At 59.7% G+C, this 13,907-nt stretch carries 17 protein-coding genes; 8 read left to right on the top strand and 9 right to left on the bottom strand.

Going from position 1 to position 13,907, the window contains the following annotated elements:
• Positions 1-192: 192 nt before the first annotated feature.
• The 5 genes from BZ163_RS15130 to BZ163_RS15110 all read right to left on the bottom strand — a co-directional run bounded on the left by BZ163_RS15130 (position 193) and on the right by BZ163_RS15110 (position 3,328).
• A complete protein-coding gene (locus tag BZ163_RS15130; protein WP_128871574.1) occupies positions 193-585 on the bottom strand; it encodes a response regulator in 393 nt (130 codons plus the stop codon).
• Between the two features lie 182 nt (positions 586-767).
• On the bottom strand, positions 768-2,096 hold the full coding sequence (locus BZ163_RS15125) for a deoxyguanosinetriphosphate triphosphohydrolase (protein ID WP_128871573.1): 1,329 nt from the start codon (positions 2,094-2,096) through the stop codon (positions 768-770).
• Positions 2,097-2,283: 187 nt separating this feature from the next.
• Positions 2,284-2,625 (bottom strand): hypothetical protein, encoded by a 342-nt coding sequence (locus BZ163_RS15120; RefSeq protein ID WP_128871572.1) that lies wholly within the window; start codon positions 2,623-2,625, stop codon positions 2,284-2,286.
• On the bottom strand, positions 2,622-3,011 hold the full coding sequence (locus BZ163_RS15115; protein ID WP_064676499.1) for a phage holin family protein: 390 nt from the start codon (positions 3,009-3,011) through the stop codon (positions 2,622-2,624). The genes BZ163_RS15120 and BZ163_RS15115 overlap by 4 nt, the downstream gene beginning before the upstream one ends.
• Positions 3,012-3,013: 2 nt before the next feature.
• Positions 3,014-3,328 (bottom strand): YqjD family protein, encoded by a 315-nt coding sequence (locus BZ163_RS15110; protein WP_128871571.1) that lies wholly within the window; start codon positions 3,326-3,328, stop codon positions 3,014-3,016.
• A gap of 304 nt (positions 3,329-3,632) precedes the next feature.
• Between BZ163_RS15110 and BZ163_RS15105 the strand changes: the two genes are divergently transcribed.
• Positions 3,633-4,841, top strand: a complete 1,209-nt coding sequence (locus BZ163_RS15105) for an ammonium transporter (protein WP_128871570.1) — start codon at positions 3,633-3,635, stop codon at positions 4,839-4,841.
• A 1-nt stretch (position 4,842) separates the two neighbouring features.
• Here BZ163_RS15105 and BZ163_RS15100 read toward each other — a convergent pair whose 3' ends face one another.
• Positions 4,843-6,555: a monovalent cation:proton antiporter-2 (CPA2) family protein gene (locus BZ163_RS15100; protein WP_128871569.1), complete on the bottom strand. Its 1,713-nt coding sequence runs from the start codon at positions 6,553-6,555 to the stop codon at positions 4,843-4,845.
• Between the two features lie 208 nt (positions 6,556-6,763).
• Here BZ163_RS15100 and BZ163_RS15095 point away from each other — a divergent pair, with 208 nt between their 5' ends.
• The 3 genes from BZ163_RS15095 to BZ163_RS15085 all read left to right on the top strand — a co-directional run bounded on the left by BZ163_RS15095 (position 6,764) and on the right by BZ163_RS15085 (position 8,445).
• Positions 6,764-7,000 carry a glutaredoxin family protein gene (locus BZ163_RS15095; protein WP_128871568.1) on the top strand — a complete coding sequence of 79 codons (237 nt, stop codon included), beginning with the start codon at positions 6,764-6,766 and terminating at the stop codon, positions 6,998-7,000.
• 162 nt (positions 7,001-7,162) lie between these two features.
• On the top strand, positions 7,163-7,483 hold the full coding sequence (locus BZ163_RS15090) for a transcriptional regulator (protein ID WP_128871617.1): 321 nt from the start codon (positions 7,163-7,165) through the stop codon (positions 7,481-7,483).
• Between the two features lie 71 nt (positions 7,484-7,554).
• Positions 7,555-8,445 carry a pseudouridine synthase gene (locus BZ163_RS15085; RefSeq protein WP_128871567.1) on the top strand — a complete coding sequence of 297 codons (891 nt, stop codon included), beginning with the start codon at positions 7,555-7,557 and terminating at the stop codon, positions 8,443-8,445.
• An 82-nt stretch (positions 8,446-8,527) separates the two neighbouring features.
• Here the strand turns inward: BZ163_RS15085 and BZ163_RS15080 are convergent, their stop codons facing one another.
• The gene (locus BZ163_RS15080; RefSeq protein WP_128871566.1) at positions 8,528-8,749 is read right to left on the bottom strand and encodes a YgdI/YgdR family lipoprotein; all 222 of its coding nucleotides are present in this window, start codon (positions 8,747-8,749) and stop codon (positions 8,528-8,530) included.
• 77 nt (positions 8,750-8,826) lie between these two features.
• Complete coding sequence (gene mobA / locus BZ163_RS15075) at positions 8,827-9,429, bottom strand: molybdenum cofactor guanylyltransferase MobA (RefSeq protein WP_128871565.1); 603 nt, start codon at positions 9,427-9,429, stop codon at positions 8,827-8,829.
• Positions 9,430-9,510: 81 nt separating this feature from the next.
• Here mobA and moaB point away from each other — a divergent pair, with 81 nt between their 5' ends.
• Both moaB and glp read left to right on the top strand, forming a co-directional pair.
• The gene (gene moaB / locus BZ163_RS15070) at positions 9,511-10,050 is read left to right on the top strand and encodes a molybdenum cofactor biosynthesis protein B (protein ID WP_128871564.1); all 540 of its coding nucleotides are present in this window, start codon (positions 9,511-9,513) and stop codon (positions 10,048-10,050) included.
• A complete protein-coding gene (gene glp, locus BZ163_RS15065; protein ID WP_128871563.1) occupies positions 10,034-11,260 on the top strand; it encodes a gephyrin-like molybdotransferase Glp in 1,227 nt (408 codons plus the stop codon). The genes moaB and glp overlap by 17 nt, the downstream gene beginning before the upstream one ends.
• A gap of 93 nt (positions 11,261-11,353) precedes the next feature.
• On the opposite strand, the gene BZ163_RS15060 is transcribed toward glp, so the two are convergent.
• Positions 11,354-11,665: a hypothetical protein gene (locus BZ163_RS15060; protein ID WP_128871616.1), complete on the bottom strand. Its 312-nt coding sequence runs from the start codon at positions 11,663-11,665 to the stop codon at positions 11,354-11,356.
• 226 nt (positions 11,666-11,891) lie between these two features.
• Here BZ163_RS15060 and yegS point away from each other — a divergent pair, with 226 nt between their 5' ends.
• Together yegS and BZ163_RS15050 are read left to right on the top strand one after the other, a co-directional pair.
• A complete protein-coding gene (yegS, locus tag BZ163_RS15055; protein WP_128871562.1) occupies positions 11,892-12,812 on the top strand; it encodes a lipid kinase YegS in 921 nt (306 codons plus the stop codon).
• A gap of 94 nt (positions 12,813-12,906) precedes the next feature.
• The gene (locus BZ163_RS15050; RefSeq protein ID WP_128871561.1) at positions 12,907-13,830 is read left to right on the top strand and encodes a chemotaxis protein CheV; all 924 of its coding nucleotides are present in this window, start codon (positions 12,907-12,909) and stop codon (positions 13,828-13,830) included.
• Positions 13,831-13,907: the final 77 nt, after the last annotated feature.

The following is a 13,907-nucleotide window of genomic DNA, read 5'->3' as shown; positions in this document are numbered from 1 at the left end:
ATGAACTGACGGACCTGCTGCAGCAATATAGGAATATTCCTACAGCGGAAAAAGATTAGGACTACGTGTTAACTGGATTTTTTGTGAAGACAGTGTCGGCGTCGGGCGTTTAGATGAGGTGTTTGAACTGCTATTTCGCAAGTATTGAATTGTATTTTGCTCGGGGTTTTAGTGTCTGAATTTCAACGTTGTTTATAGTGAGGTCAAGGTCAACAAGTTTAGAAATTCGGATTGTTTCAATGGCTTGGCCAGACAACCCAATAATGGCAGCCGATACGCCTTGGCCACTTGCTTTAATTCGTCCAGTTCAGCGGATGTCAGGCTGCTTAGCAATATGGCTTGCCTGATCATCCCCCGATGACTGGCGTACTCGATCAACTCGAGGCCGGGAAGATCGGGCAGGCATTGGTCGCACAAAAGAATATCGAAGGGGTGCGCCGCCCTGATCATATGTTGCATCGCGCCTTCGGCACTGTCGGCGGGGGTCAATTGAGTGAAGCCGTAACTCTCGAGCAGGCACTGGGTCGCCCTGAGCTGAAAGGGGTGATCTTCTACCAGCAGGATGCGCAGATTGTCTTCGGACATAGGATTACTCACGCTTCATCTGTCGAGTACAACGGAGTGTGATTATTGAGCGAAAATGCCGGACAGACGATCAGTACATTTACCTCAAGCTGTAGGGGGATTCAGCGAGCGTTGAACGTACTTGGATTTTCCAGCGTCGATCGGCCATTCGGGGGTCGAAATGGCCGATCGACCGGTTCCTGTCAATGGTGGGAGCGACCGGTCATTTCCAATGCCATGTCACTGGCATAGCTGTCGGTCATGCCCGCGATGAAATCGATCATGCGCAGAAACGAAGTGTGCAAGGGACCGTAGGGATCGGGCGCATTGTTGCCCAACAAATCGAGGATGCGCCGGCTCTTGAAGGAGGGCGTACGACCGTCATGCTGCTCCAGTGCCGCGCCGCAGAAGGCATTGAGCAGGATTTCCAGGGTGGTATAGGCGCCGATCTCGTGCAGGGTCTTGCGCTTGTCCTGGAAGATCTTTTTGCGCGCCATGTCCTTCGCATTCAACACGCATCGCTTGGCGGGGCCATGCATGTGCTCCACCAGATCGCCGGGCAGCAGGCCCGCCAGCAATGCGTCCTGTTGCTCGACAAAGGCGCGGGCCGCGGCGTTGGTCAGATGTTCGATGGCTTTGCCGCGCAGGATCGCCAGTTTACGCCGGCGCGAGTCCTGCGGACCGAGCTGGCGATAGGTCTCCGGCAAATCGTCACCCACCAGATCCAGCAGCAGCGATTCGACTTCGGCATATTCCAGCAGCTCCATCTCCAGGCCATCTTCCAGGTCGATGAGCGCGTAGCAGATGTCGTCGGCGGCTTCCATCAGGTACACCAGCGGGTGACGCGCCCAGCGCTGTTCCTCGAGTTGCGGCAGGCCGAGTTTTTGGGCGATCTGCTCCAGCAGCGGCAACTCACTCTGGTAGCAGCCGAACTTGTGCTTCTTGTAGCCCAGTGAGTCCGCGTGTTTTGCCGTCCATGGATACTTCAGATAAGTCCCCAGGGTGGCGTAGGTCAGCCGGGTGCCGCCGTCGAACTGGTGATATTCCAGCTGCGTGAGTACCCGGAAGCCTTGGGCATTGCCTTCGAAATTGAGGAAGTCATCGCGTTCGACTTCGCTCATGGCATCCAGCCAGCCACGGCCAGCGGCTTGCTGGAACCAGTGCCTGATGGCGTCTTCGCCGGAGTGGCCGAAGGGCGGGTTGCCGATGTCGTGGGCCAGGCAGGCCGATTGCACGACCATCCCCAGGTCACTCGGGTCGCACCAGTCGGGCAGGGCATTGCGGATGGTTTCACCGACGCGCATGCCCAGCGAGCGGCCGACGCAACTGACTTCCAGCGAGTGGGTCAGGCGCGTGTGGATGTGATCGTTACTGGAGACTGGATGAACCTGCGTCTTGCGCCCGAGGCGGCGAAACGCTCCCGAAAAAATGATGCGGTCGTGGTCTTTGTGGAAAGGGCTGCGGCCGAGTTCTTCCGGGCTGTGCAATGGCTTTCCGAGGCGTTCGCGAGTAAGCAAAGTTTGCCAATCCAAGGCTGGTGCTCTCCGTCTGGTGACTGAGTCCCTAGCTTCCGGGTTCGCGCCATGGCCTGCAAGGGGCAAAACACGCACGCGCCTGTAGACGCACGGCGTGCCGGCGACCGGGTAGGCAAGCCGGGATGGACCCCTCGATAAAGAGGTTCGTCCCGGTGACGTTACCAGCATGCAGCCAGAGCGTGGCCTATTGGTTGCGCGAGTTGCCTTGCATGACCAGCTTGATCAACGGACCCAATGTGGTCCCCAATCGAACCAGGCGGGTCAGGCTGCTGGTGCCGCCACTCCTGGCGCCTTTGCCGGTGAGAAAACCCAGCAAGGTCACGGCGGCCATGCCCCAGAGCGGGGCGTGTTTGATGCCGAAGCTCCCCTGCAGGTTTTGCGTCATCCCGCGCACACGCTGCAGGGGTTGCAGCAGTTGCGCGGATTCGTGGCGGATTTCCTGGCGATGCATTTCCATGCGCAGGCGGATCAATGCCTTGCGCATTTCCGTGCGCGAGTTGTTATTAGGCAATGCAGGCAGACTCATGGCAGCAGGCGCTCCCGATCATTGGCCAATTCTTCCAGCGTGCCGTGAAAGGGCGAGGACTCATCGAAAATCGCCGCTCTCAACCGCATCCCGCAGAATATGGCCGCGAGGGTATAGAACACGCATAGCCCGATGATGGCCGGCAGGCGATAGGTGTCCCAGAACAGGATCAACACCAGCGTCGACAAGCCCACCAGCAACAGCAAGGCAAACACCAGCGCGAGGCCGGCGAACAGCAACAGGCTGACGGTGCGGGCCTTCTGTTCCTGCAGTTCGATGCCGAACAGTTCGACATGGCTGTGCAGCAGCCCAAGAAAAGCGGCACCCAGGCGCCGCGGTGAGGAGCTTGGGCCCGTCGCGGACGAGCCGGATTCGCCGATCGCCATAATCAGCGCCGAGTGGCCAGCAGGCCAATCAGGAAGCCTACGCCCGCCGCTATCCCGACCGATTGCCATGGGTTGGCCTGAACATAGTCTTCAGTCGCGGTGACGGCGGCCTTGCCGCGTTCGCGCAGGGAATCTTCGGTCAGTTTCAAGGTTTCCCGGGCACGCAGCAGGCTGTCGTGGATTTGCGAGCGCAATTCATCGGCCTGATCGCCGGCCAGCGTCGCCGTGTGTTCCAGCAACCGCTCGGTGTCGCTGACCAGTGTTTGAAAGTCATTCATCAGAATTTCTTGAGCAGTCTTTGCCTTGATGCTGGCCATGGGTGGATCTCCGTAAGTGGCGTCTGTTGCGTTCGAGTATGAGCCTTGCGTGAAGGTTCAGTACAAATGACTGGTACAACTTTTGCTATGTCGTGGTGCGTCCGCCTGCGTTGTTGCGCTGTTGCCGGGCATGATTCGAGCGAAACCTTATCTCAAATAAAGAAAACTCGCGCAAAGGCTCCAACCTTGTGCGCCAAAGTGGCTCAGCGGATCCCTGTACCGGTCCGGGAGCGTTGCAACTTGGTGCATGAATTGTCTGTGCGAACTGCTTTGGTGCTTTTTTAGCCTTCAGGTCTGCCAATCCATGGAAAATCTGCAAAGCGCTGTGGACAGTCTGATCCATAGCTCCAACACGTTGTTCATTCTCGGCGGCGCGGTCATGGTGCTGGCCATGCACGCCGGTTTTGCCTTCCTGGAAGTCGGCACGGTCCGACAGAAGAATCAGGTCAACGCCCTGGCGAAAATCCTCAGCGACTTCGCGATTTCGACCCTGGCCTATTTCTTTATAGGCTATTGGATTTCCTATGGGGTCAGCTTCATGCAACCGGCGGCGGTGATCAATGCCGATCATGGCTACGGATTGGTGAAGTTTTTCTTTCTGCTGACGTTTGCCGCGGCGATCCCGGCGATCATTTCCGGCGGGATCGCCGAGCGAGCCCGGTTTGTCCCGCAGTTGTGCGCGACGGCCTGGATCGTGGCGTTCATTTATCCGTTTTTCGAAGGCATGATCTGGAACGGCAACTTCGGCTTGCAAGCCTGGTTGCTGGCACGCTTCGGCGCCAGCTTCCATGATTTCGCAGGCTCGGTGGTGGTCCACGCCATGGGCGGCTGGCTGGCACTGGCGGCGGTGTTGTTGCTCGGGCCACGCAACGGTCGTTACCGCGATGGAAAACTGGTCGCGTTCGCCCCCTCCAGCATTCCTTTCCTGGCATTGGGTTCGTGGATCCTGATCGTCGGCTGGTTCGGTTTCAACGTGATGAGTGCGCAAACCCTGCTAGGTCTCAGCGGCCTGGTGGCGGTGAATTCGCTGATGGCCATGGTCGGCGGCACCGTGGCGGCGTTGATCGTCGGGCGCAATGACCCGGGCTTTCTGCATAACGGCCCGCTGGCCGGGCTGGTGGCGATCTGCGCCGGCTCCGATCTGATGCACCCGGTGGGTGCGCTGGTGACCGGTGCCGTTGCCGGTGCGCTGTTTGTCGGGTGCTTTACCGCCGCCCAGGGCAAATGGAAGATCGACGATGTCCTGGGGGTGTGGCCGTTGCATGGCCTGTGCGGCGTCTGGGGCGGAATCGCCTGCGGCATTTTCGGCCAGGTCACGTTGGGCGGTCTGGGCGGGGTCAGCCTGATCAGCCAATTGATCGGGACTGCGCTGGGTGTGATGGTGGCGCTGGTCGGTGGTTTTACCGTGTATGGCGTGATCAAGGCCTTCCATGGTCTGCGCCTGAGTCAGGAAGAAGAGTATTACGGCGCGGACCTGTCGGTGCACAAGATCGGCGCTGTCAGCCAGGACTGAATCAATGCACGTCATCGTCTGCGCCGGGATAAATACCGTGCAACAGGCGATAGCGGTCGTGCCGGATCTGGTCGGCCCGCTCCTGCACCTGATGCGCGGGCAACCCCAGCATGATCAGCGCGTGGGAGGCGAGCATCAGGCTCGATTCCAGCAGTTCCGGCACCACTTCGCTGGCGCCGGATGCTTTCAACTCGGCCAGTTGGCTGTCGTCGCGCGTGCGTACCAGGATCGGCACGGTCGCGTTGAGTCGCCGCGCTTCCTTGAGGATCAGTAAAGCGATGTCGGTCTGATCCACGGCGATCACCAACAGCCTGGCGCGCTCCAGCCCTGTCGCGATCAGCAGTTCACCGCGGCGTGAGTCGCCATAATGCACACAGGATTCACCCACGGCGGCTTCCTGGACACGCACCGGATCTATATCCAGTGCGATATAGGGTTGCTGCACATTGCGCAGTGCGCGTCCGATCGACTGGCCGACACGACCATAGCCACAGATCACTGCATGGCCATGCAAGTCGGCGGTGAGCGCGCTGATTTCCTCGAGTTTCGCTTCTTCATTGGGTTTGCGGTGCAGGCGTGTCGCCAGGTGAGGCGCGGCGCGCAATAACAGCGGCGTGACGAGCATCGAACAGAAAGTTGCCGCCAGCAGCAGGCCGCCAAAATCGGCGGGCATCAGGGTGTTCTGCTGCATCTGCGCCATCAGCGCAAAGCAGAACTCGCCGCCCTGGGCCAATGCCAGGCCGCTGCGCCAGGCCGTTTCGCCATCGCTGCCGCGCCATTTGACCAGGAGCGCAACGACGCTGCCTTTGATCAGCAACAACCCCAGGGTCAGGCCGAGGATCAGCAGGCCGTGGCTGGCGAACAACTGCAAATCGATCAGCATGCCGATACTGACAAAGAACAGGCCGAGCAGAATGTCGCGGAAGGGGCGGATGTCGGCTTCGATCTGGTGCCGGTAGTGGCTTTCTCCCAACAGCATGCCGGCCAGGAATGCACCCAGGGCCGGGGAGAGGCCGAGCAGGTGAGTCAACCATGCCGTCAGCAGCACGATGACCAGCGCCAGCAGCACGAACAGCTCAGCGGAGCGGGCTGCCGCCACTTCATGGAACAGCCGCGGCAGTACCCAGCGACTGGCCAGCAGCAGACCGACGAACAGCACCACGGTCTTGCCCAGCGTCAGTGGCAGCGCCCAGTACCAGGCCTGATCGCTGTTGCCGGCGAACACGGGCACCATCGTCAGCAGCAACACCGCCACCACATCCTGGAACAGCAGCACGGCGATGGCATTCTGGCCGTGGCTGCTGAAAATCTCGCCGAGACTGCCCAGCTCCTTGCTGACGATGGCGGTGGAGGACAACGACAAGCCGGCACCGAGCAACAGCGCAGGCAGGGTCGAGATGCCGAGCACCATCAGCAAACCACCCAGTAGCATTGCGGTGCCCAGTACCTGCAGGCTGCCGAGGCCAAACACCACTCGGCGCAACGCGAGCATTTTCGTCAGGGAAAACTCCAGCCCCAGGGAGAACAGCAGGAAAACCACCCCCAGTTCGGCGAGGTCCGGCAAATCTTCGCCTTCATTGACCCAATTGAATGCGGACGGCCCGATCATCAGCCCCACGCACAGGTAGCCGAGCACCGGCGGCAAGCGCAGGCGCTGGAACAGTGCAATCACCACCAGGGAGGCGGTGAATATGATCAACAGGTTGGCGAACACAAAACTCTCCGGCAATAGGTCTGGCTACTCAAGCGTAGAAGCAAAAAAGCCGCGAGCATCGCGCAAGTGTCATTCTGCACGAATGATTTGAGTCAGCGTTTGCCGACATTTTCTGTAATTCACCGTTGCTCAGGCGCGCGGTTCATTGGCTCGACGGCTTTTGATCGCCGGCCTAGAATGAACGCCTACTTAGTCGGGTCTTGTCGTCATGCCTCCTGAATGTCAGCTGTTCGGCACCGTTGGGTGCCATCTGTGTGAAGTGGCCGAAGCCATGCTGATGGAATTTGTCGAGCGTGGCCTGCTGGTGGAGCTGGTGGATATCGCTGCGGACGAAACCTGGTTCGAAGCCTACAGTTTGCGTATTCCGGTATTGCGGCGGGTCGATACCGGCGCGGAGCTGGGCTGGCCGTTCAGTGCCGATCAGGTGGTGGCGTTCTTGCGTTGACCGGACGCTATCGGTGCCGACCCACCCGTCGCCGTTCTCGTTTCTTCCATTGGCGAAAAGCAGGTTAATCGGATACTGTATGTTCATACAGCTATTCCGGTTGCCTGCCACGCGCCCTTCTGCGAGATTGGGCAGGCGATCCCAGAAGTGAGAGGGATGAACTTGGTCAAAGTCGAACAATTGAAGAACAGCGTGAACCGGATGTCGGCGGACGTGGTGCGCGAGGCCGTCCTCGAATTGCGTCTGGATGGCCTGGTCACCGAAGGAAAAACCCCCTTCAACAAGCTGCATTTCAACACCTGTTTCGCCGAAATCGAAGCCTTGTTCCAGCGCGCGGGTTATCACAGGCAGCTGGATGTCGTGGGTTATCAGGGCTTGTTGTATGCCCTTTATGATCCAGGGCGCTGGGAGGCGGTCGACGTGCTGCGCTGGCTCAAGGAGTTCACCGACGCGGCGGCGCAGACCCGATCCCTACCGGCTTGAGGATTCTCTTCTAGGTTCGATCCGGCTGCTGTTGGATAATGCCGCCCTGTATCGAGGGTCGAAACGTTCGTATGTCCACTTCATCTTTTTCTGCAGCACACGCCCAGGCCAGTACGCTCTACTTGCCGCCGGGTCCGTGGCAGACCGTGCTCGATTGCCTGTGTGAGCACTTCAGCGCCATAGGCCGTGAACAATGGCTGGACAGGATCGCCCGTGGGCGCGTCCTCGACGGGCATGGCGCACCGATTGCCCTTGATCTGCCTTACAAGGAAGGTCTGCGGATTCACTACTTTCGAGAAGTGCCGGACGAAAAGCCGATCCCGGTGGTCGAGTCGATCCTGTACGCGGACGAACACCTGGTGGTGGCGGACAAACCGCATTTCCTGCCAGTGACGCCGGCCGGGGAATACGTGGAGCAGACCCTGCTGCGACGATTGATCCGCCGCCTGGATAACCCGCACCTGGTGCCATTGCACCGCATTGACCGGCACACGGCGGGGCTGGTGCTGTTTTCCGCCAACCCTCGCAGCCGCTCGGCATATCAGTCGTTGTTTCCTGCGCGGCAGATCGAAAAGCGCTACGAGGCGATTGCCAGGGCACGGCCTGATCTCTCTTTTCCCCTGGTGCACAAGAGTCGGCTTATCGATGGCGAGCCGTTCTTCCGCATGCAGGAAGGTCCGGGCGTCAGCAATACCGAGACGGCCGTCGAGGTCCGGGAGAAGAACGGTGATCTGTGGCGGTATGCCCTTTACCCGGTGACGGGCAAGAAGCATCAATTGCGCGTGCACATGACCGCCCTGGGCGCGAGTATCTGCAACGACCCGTTCTATCCTCAGGTGCTCAAGGACGTCGTGGATGACTATGCCAATCCTTTGAAGCTGCTTGCCCAGGGGCTGCGGTTTGTCGATCCGGTGAATGGCCAGGACAGAAACTTCGAAAGCGCGATCACGCTGCAGTGGTGAGCACCGTTTCCCGGGGACGAAAAATGGCCACGAAAAAGCCCGCATATAGCGGGCTTTTTGTATCCGGTCGTCAGCGCAAGGATTACAACTCCTTGACGGTACGCACCTGGTCCTTGTTGACGCGGTTATGCTTGCCATCCAGTTGTTCGAATTCGTAGAAACCCGATTCGTCATCGTATTTAGGAGCGTCGACGGCCTGTATTTCGCGACCGTCATTCAAGGTGATCACTGTCGGCGAGGCGCAACCGGCAAGGGTCGCGAGGCCCAGTGCGAGCATGAAAGTGGCGAGGGTCCGTTGAGTCATGAGTGTGTCTCCGATTTGAATTCTTTTGGTTACTGAGCTTGAGACGTATACAACGAGTGCAAGTTCCGTGGGTCATGTCAGTCTGGCACAGTGTTATGGGTACTTAACAGTTCCGGGGTATTGAGGTTGGCCAGGCGAGGGTCATGGTCGGGGCATTGCAGGGCATGGGCCCCCAGCTTGCGCATGAGGCGGCCCGGGCTGCGTTCACCCTCGTGCCAGGCACGTTCAAAAGCGTTGGAAAGTGCCACGGGGATGATGCACAGCAAGGGCTCCCAATGTTCGCCCTGGCGCAGCATCAAGGGTTTGTCCGGATGCTGGCTGGCGGTTTCGCGCATGCCCTGCAACAACGCGGCATCGATACGGGGCACATCACAGGGCAATATCATCAGTTGCGCATGCCTGGCGGCCTTCAGGCCTGCCCGGATACCGGCCAAAGGCCCTGGAAAATCCCCTTCGTCGTCATGGACCAGCCGGTCGGCGTAGGGCGCGTACTGCTCCGGGTTCCTGTTGCAGGAGATGATCAGGTCATCGCTCAAGGCGCGGGTCTTGCGGTGCAGGTGAGCAATCAGGGGTTCGCCGTGCCATTGCAGCAACCCTTTATCCTGACCGCCCATGCGTTGGCCTCGCCCACCCGCCAGGAGCAGAATGGAGCAGGGCGGCAAATCCATTGGCGAAGTCACGGCAGGTCTCCATGGGGGCGGCGAAAAAATGAGGGGCTGTGATATAACACCGGGCTGTTTCTCCTACAACTGGATGAGCCTATGAAAGCCAAGGCTGATGTACCTTTTGCGCCGCTCAACATCGCGGTGCTGACGGTCAGCGATACCCGTACCCTCGAAACCGATACGTCAGGCCAGGTCTTCGTCGACCGCTTGAGTGCCGCCGGTCACAACCTGGCGGACCGGGTGTTGCTCAAAGATGATCTCTACAAAATTCGCGCGCAAGTCGCCAACTGGATTGCCGACGATGTCGTGCAGGTCGTGCTGATCACCGGGGGCACCGGTTTTACTGGCCGCGACAGCACTCCTGAAGCCGTGAGCTGCCTGCTGGACAAGCAGGTCGACGGCTTTGGTGAACTGTTCCGTCAGATATCGGTGGCCGATATCGGCACCTCGACCGTGCAGTCCCGGGCCCTGGCCGGCCTGGCCAATGGCACGCTGGTCTGCTGCTTGCCCGGTTCGACCAATGCCGTACGCACCGGTTGGGACGGCATTCTCGCCGAGCAGCTGGATTCGCGGCACCGTCCGTGCAATTTCGTGCCTCATTTGAAACAGGCGGCACCCTGTGAATCCCGTGGGTAAGCCAGGCAAGACCGGCAGTCTGATGGCGGTCGAAGTGGCCCTGGCCCGCTTGCTCGAAATGGCTGAAGCCTCGCCGATTATCGAGCGTGAACGCTTGCCGTTGGCGCAGGTCGAGGGCCGCGTACTCGCCGATGACCTGGTGTCGACGCTTGACCTGCCGCCATGGCCCAACAGTGCCATGGACGGTTATGCCTTGCGCGTGGCTGACTGGACGGGCGAGCCGTTGATGGTCAGTCAGAAGATTTTTGCAGGCAAGGCTCCGGATCCCTTGGAACCAGGCACTTGTGCACGAATCTTCACCGGTGCGCCGGTTCCTGCGGGTGCCGATTGCGTCGAGATGCAGGAAAACGCCGAAGTCCAGGCGGATGAGCGAGTGCGTTTCATCGAACCCATGGTCCCGGGGCAAAACATCCGTCCCCAAGGCCAGGAAACCACCGTCGGTGAACTGATCCTGCCTGCCGGCACGCGCCTGGGACCGATCGAGCAGGGGCTGGCGGCATCGCTGGGTTGCGCAGAGCTGGAAGTGATTCGCAAGGTTCGCGTTGCGGTCCTGTCGACCGGGGATGAGTTGCTTGAACCGGGTCAGGCGCTGGGACCGGGGCAGATTTACAACAGCAATCGCGTGTTGCTCTGCAGTTGGTTGCGGCGCCTGGGCTGTGAAGTGATAGACGCCGGTATTCTTGCGGATGATCTGGCGACTACCCGCATCTGCCTGGGTGAATTGAAGGATGTCGACCTGATCCTCTCGACGGGCGGCGTCTCGGTAGGTGAAGCCGATTTTCTCGGGATCGCGTTGCGGGAAGAGGGCGAGCTGACCTTGTGGAAGCTGGCCATCAAGCCAGGCAAACCCTTGACCTTCGGGCATTTTCGCGGCGTCCCGGTGATCGGCTTGCCCGGCAACCCGGCGTCGACCCTGGTGACCTTTGCCTTGTTGGCAAGGCCCTATCTGATGCGTCGCCTGGGGGTGAAGGAGGTCGAGCCCCTGAAGTTTCAGGTTCCGGCAGGATTTGCCTGGCCCAAAGCCGGCAATCGGCGCGAGTATTTGCGCGGACGGCTGGAGAACGGGCGGGCCATCATCTACAGGAATCAGAGTTCCGGGGTGCTGCGCAGCGCCGCCTGGGCGGATGGTCTGGTTGAAGTGCTGGAAGATCGCACGCTGGTCGAGGGCGACTGGGTCAGCTTTATCCCGTTGAGTGAGGTCCTGGGCTAACCCGCCATCCATGTGGGATAGCCCCCTGCCACGTCCGCCGCATTTTTGCGGGCTGACCTCGACCCCGGCGGCTTTTGCGTTCATGGCGACTCCTTATCGACCCACAAGAAGCGTCACGAGCTGGTCGAAACGGCTATTGCCGATCCACACCAGAAGCCCCAGGACCACGGCTGTTCCGCCAGCTGAATAAACCAGCCGGTGCTTGATGGATTTGACGTGGTCACGCATTTCATCCATGTCTCTGCGCATGTATCTGAGGTGTGTCTCCAGTTCAGTGACCCGAGGATCCATGGCGACTGCGCCGGTGGGTGCTGCGCTGTTTTTCAATTCAGCCTGATGACTGGAGCGTTTTTCTGCCAGTGGTGTGACCGGAATGAGCGGTAGCCTGATGTCATGGTTTTGCATGGCACTTCCCTGTTTGTTTCTGCTGATGACTGTTAAATGCAGTCGCCACGTTGGACCAATCTCGGCAGTCTGGTCAATTGAGCCAATTCCTAACGTTTTGTAAGAAAATTCCTTTTTGCAGGGCTCAGGCGGCTCGATTGGAATTAATTCAATTTCCATCGACTTTTCTGAAGGCCGGTGAGGTCCATATTTCCGGTACGGAATTCAATTCATGGGAGTGAGCACAATGAGCGAACGCAGGGCGCTATTGATTCTGCATGGCAAGCAGGCGCTCAACGAGTCGGTGCGCGCCGCCGTCGAGGGCAAGCGCCAACAGGGTTGGGAACTGGCCGTTCGACTGACCTGGGAAGCCGGGGACGCACAACGGCTGGTAGAGGAGGCATTGACCGCGGGCTATGGGCACATCATCGCTGGCGGCGGTGATGGCACCTTGCGCGATATTGCCGAGGCCATGGCCGCACAACCGACGCAGGCCAGCCTGGTATTGATGCCCCTGGGGACGGCCAATGATTTTGCCCGCGCCGCCGGTGTGCCTCTGGAGCCGGATCAGGCACTGGATCTACTGGACGTCGCGCCGAGCGCCATCGATCTGGGCGAAGTGGGCGGACAGGTATTCCTGAATATGGCCACGGGCGGCTTTGGCAGCCAGGTGACGGCCAACACCTCGGAGGATCTGAAAAAAATCCTTGGCGGCGCGGCGTATCTATTCACCGGGTTATCTCGCTTCAGTGAGTTGCATGCGGCCTACGGCGAGTTGCAGGGCCCCGATTTCCAATGGAGTGGCGAGCTGCTGGCACTGGGGATCGGCAATGGCCGACAGGCCGGCGGCGGGCATGTGTTGTGCCCGGACGCACTGGCGGACGATGGCTTGCTGGATATCAGCATCTTGCCTGCGCCGCAGGAACTGGTGGGCACCTTGAAAACACTGTTGGCTGACGGTTTCGGCATCGACAACATGTTTGTGCGCGCCCGTTTGCCATGGGTCGAGATCAAGGTCGCGGAAGGTCTTTATATCAACCTGGATGGCGAACCTATGGAAGGCGACAGTCTGCGGTTCTCTGCGCGGGCGGCGGCACTGCGCGTGCACCTGCCGGAAAACTCGCCGCTGCTGGGCAGCACTCCAACGATTGAGGGTCAACAGGCTTGATCGTTAAAGGCCGCTATGCCTGGGGGTCAAGGTCCGATAAAAGCAGCCGATACCCCCTTTAGTAAATACATCAGAGCAAGCCCAGGAGTCCTTGATGGCCGGCATTCTCGACACGGTAGACCAACGCACGCAACTGGTGGGTGAGAATCGCCTGGAAATTCTCATGTTTCGACTGGCCGGACGGCAACTGTTCGCGATTAACGTGTTCAAGGTTCAGGAAGTGCTGCAGCTGCCGAAACTGACCCTGATGCCCCAGCGCCATCCGTTTGTCTGCGGCGTGGTCAATCTGCGTGGCAAGACCCTGCCGGTGATCGACCTGTCCCAGGCCATCGGCATGCGTGCACTGGTGCCTGGCCCTGCCAGCACTATCATCGTCACCGAGTACAACCGTTCGGTGCAGGCGTTCCTGGTCGGTGGCGTGGACCGCATCGTCAACATGAACTGGGAAGCCATCCTGCCGCCGCCGACCAGCGCCGGTCGCCAGCACTACCTGACCGCCATCAGCAAGGTCGACGATCAGTTGGTGGAAATCATCGACGTCGAAAAAGTCCTCGCCGAAATCGTGCCGTACAACGCCAAGGTGTCCCGCGAAAAACTCGACGATCCAGTACTGGAACACGCCCGCGGGCGTGAAGTGCTGCTGGTGGATGACTCCAGCGTGGCGATCGCGCAGTTGCGCGAAACCCTGGGGCAACTGGGCGTGAAGATGCACGTGGCCAGCGATGGCCTGAAGGCATTGAACCTGCTCAAGGGCTGGGCCGATACGGGCGTGAACATGACCGACAAACTGCTGATGGTCTTCACCGATGCGGAAATGCCGGAAATGGACGGTTACCGCCTGACCACTGAAATCCGTAACGACCCGCGCCTGCGTGGCCTTTATGTGGTGCTGCACACCTCCTTGTCCGGCAGTTTCAACGACTCGATGGTCAAGAAAGTCGGCTGCGACAATTTCCTCTCCAAATTCCAGCCGGACAAACTGGTCGATGTAGTGCGCCAGCGCCTGATGCTCGTGTAGGAGCGAGCTTGCTCGCGATGGACGTGAACGATAACGCATTCATCCGGGATGAACGTGTTGTTCTTAAGTCCATCGCG

Origin of the sequence: Pseudomonas sp. VI4.1 (assembly GCF_002029345.1) — a bacterium.
GTDB lineage: Bacteria > Pseudomonadota > Gammaproteobacteria > Pseudomonadales > Pseudomonadaceae > Aquipseudomonas.
The sequence above is the reverse complement of the archived record's forward strand: the minus strand, read 5'-3'. Positions and strand labels throughout refer to the sequence as shown.

Coding starts and splice junctions, on each gene's coding strand:
- BZ163_RS15130 (WP_128871574.1), bottom strand. CDS start 585: ATGTCCGAAGACAATCTGCGCATCCTGCTGGTAGAAGATCACCCCTTT.
- BZ163_RS15120 (WP_128871572.1), bottom strand. CDS start 2,625: ATGAGTCTGCCTGCATTGCCTAATAACAACTCGCGCACGGAAATGCGC.
- BZ163_RS15115 (WP_064676499.1), bottom strand. CDS start 3,011: ATGGCGATCGGCGAATCCGGCTCGTCCGCGACGGGCCCAAGCTCCTCA.
- BZ163_RS15110 (WP_128871571.1), bottom strand. CDS start 3,328: ATGGCCAGCATCAAGGCAAAGACTGCTCAAGAAATTCTGATGAATGAC.
- BZ163_RS15105 (WP_128871570.1), top strand. CDS start 3,633: ATGGAAAATCTGCAAAGCGCTGTGGACAGTCTGATCCATAGCTCCAAC.
- BZ163_RS15095 (WP_128871568.1), top strand. CDS start 6,764: ATGCCTCCTGAATGTCAGCTGTTCGGCACCGTTGGGTGCCATCTGTGT.
- BZ163_RS15085 (WP_128871567.1), top strand. CDS start 7,555: ATGTCCACTTCATCTTTTTCTGCAGCACACGCCCAGGCCAGTACGCTC.
- BZ163_RS15080 (WP_128871566.1), bottom strand. CDS start 8,749: ATGACTCAACGGACCCTCGCCACTTTCATGCTCGCACTGGGCCTCGCG.
- moaB (WP_128871564.1), top strand. CDS start 9,511: ATGAAAGCCAAGGCTGATGTACCTTTTGCGCCGCTCAACATCGCGGTG.
- BZ163_RS15060 (WP_128871616.1), bottom strand. CDS start 11,665: ATGCAAAACCATGACATCAGGCTACCGCTCATTCCGGTCACACCACTG.
- yegS (WP_128871562.1), top strand. CDS start 11,892: ATGAGCGAACGCAGGGCGCTATTGATTCTGCATGGCAAGCAGGCGCTC.
- BZ163_RS15050 (WP_128871561.1), top strand. CDS start 12,907: ATGGCCGGCATTCTCGACACGGTAGACCAACGCACGCAACTGGTGGGT.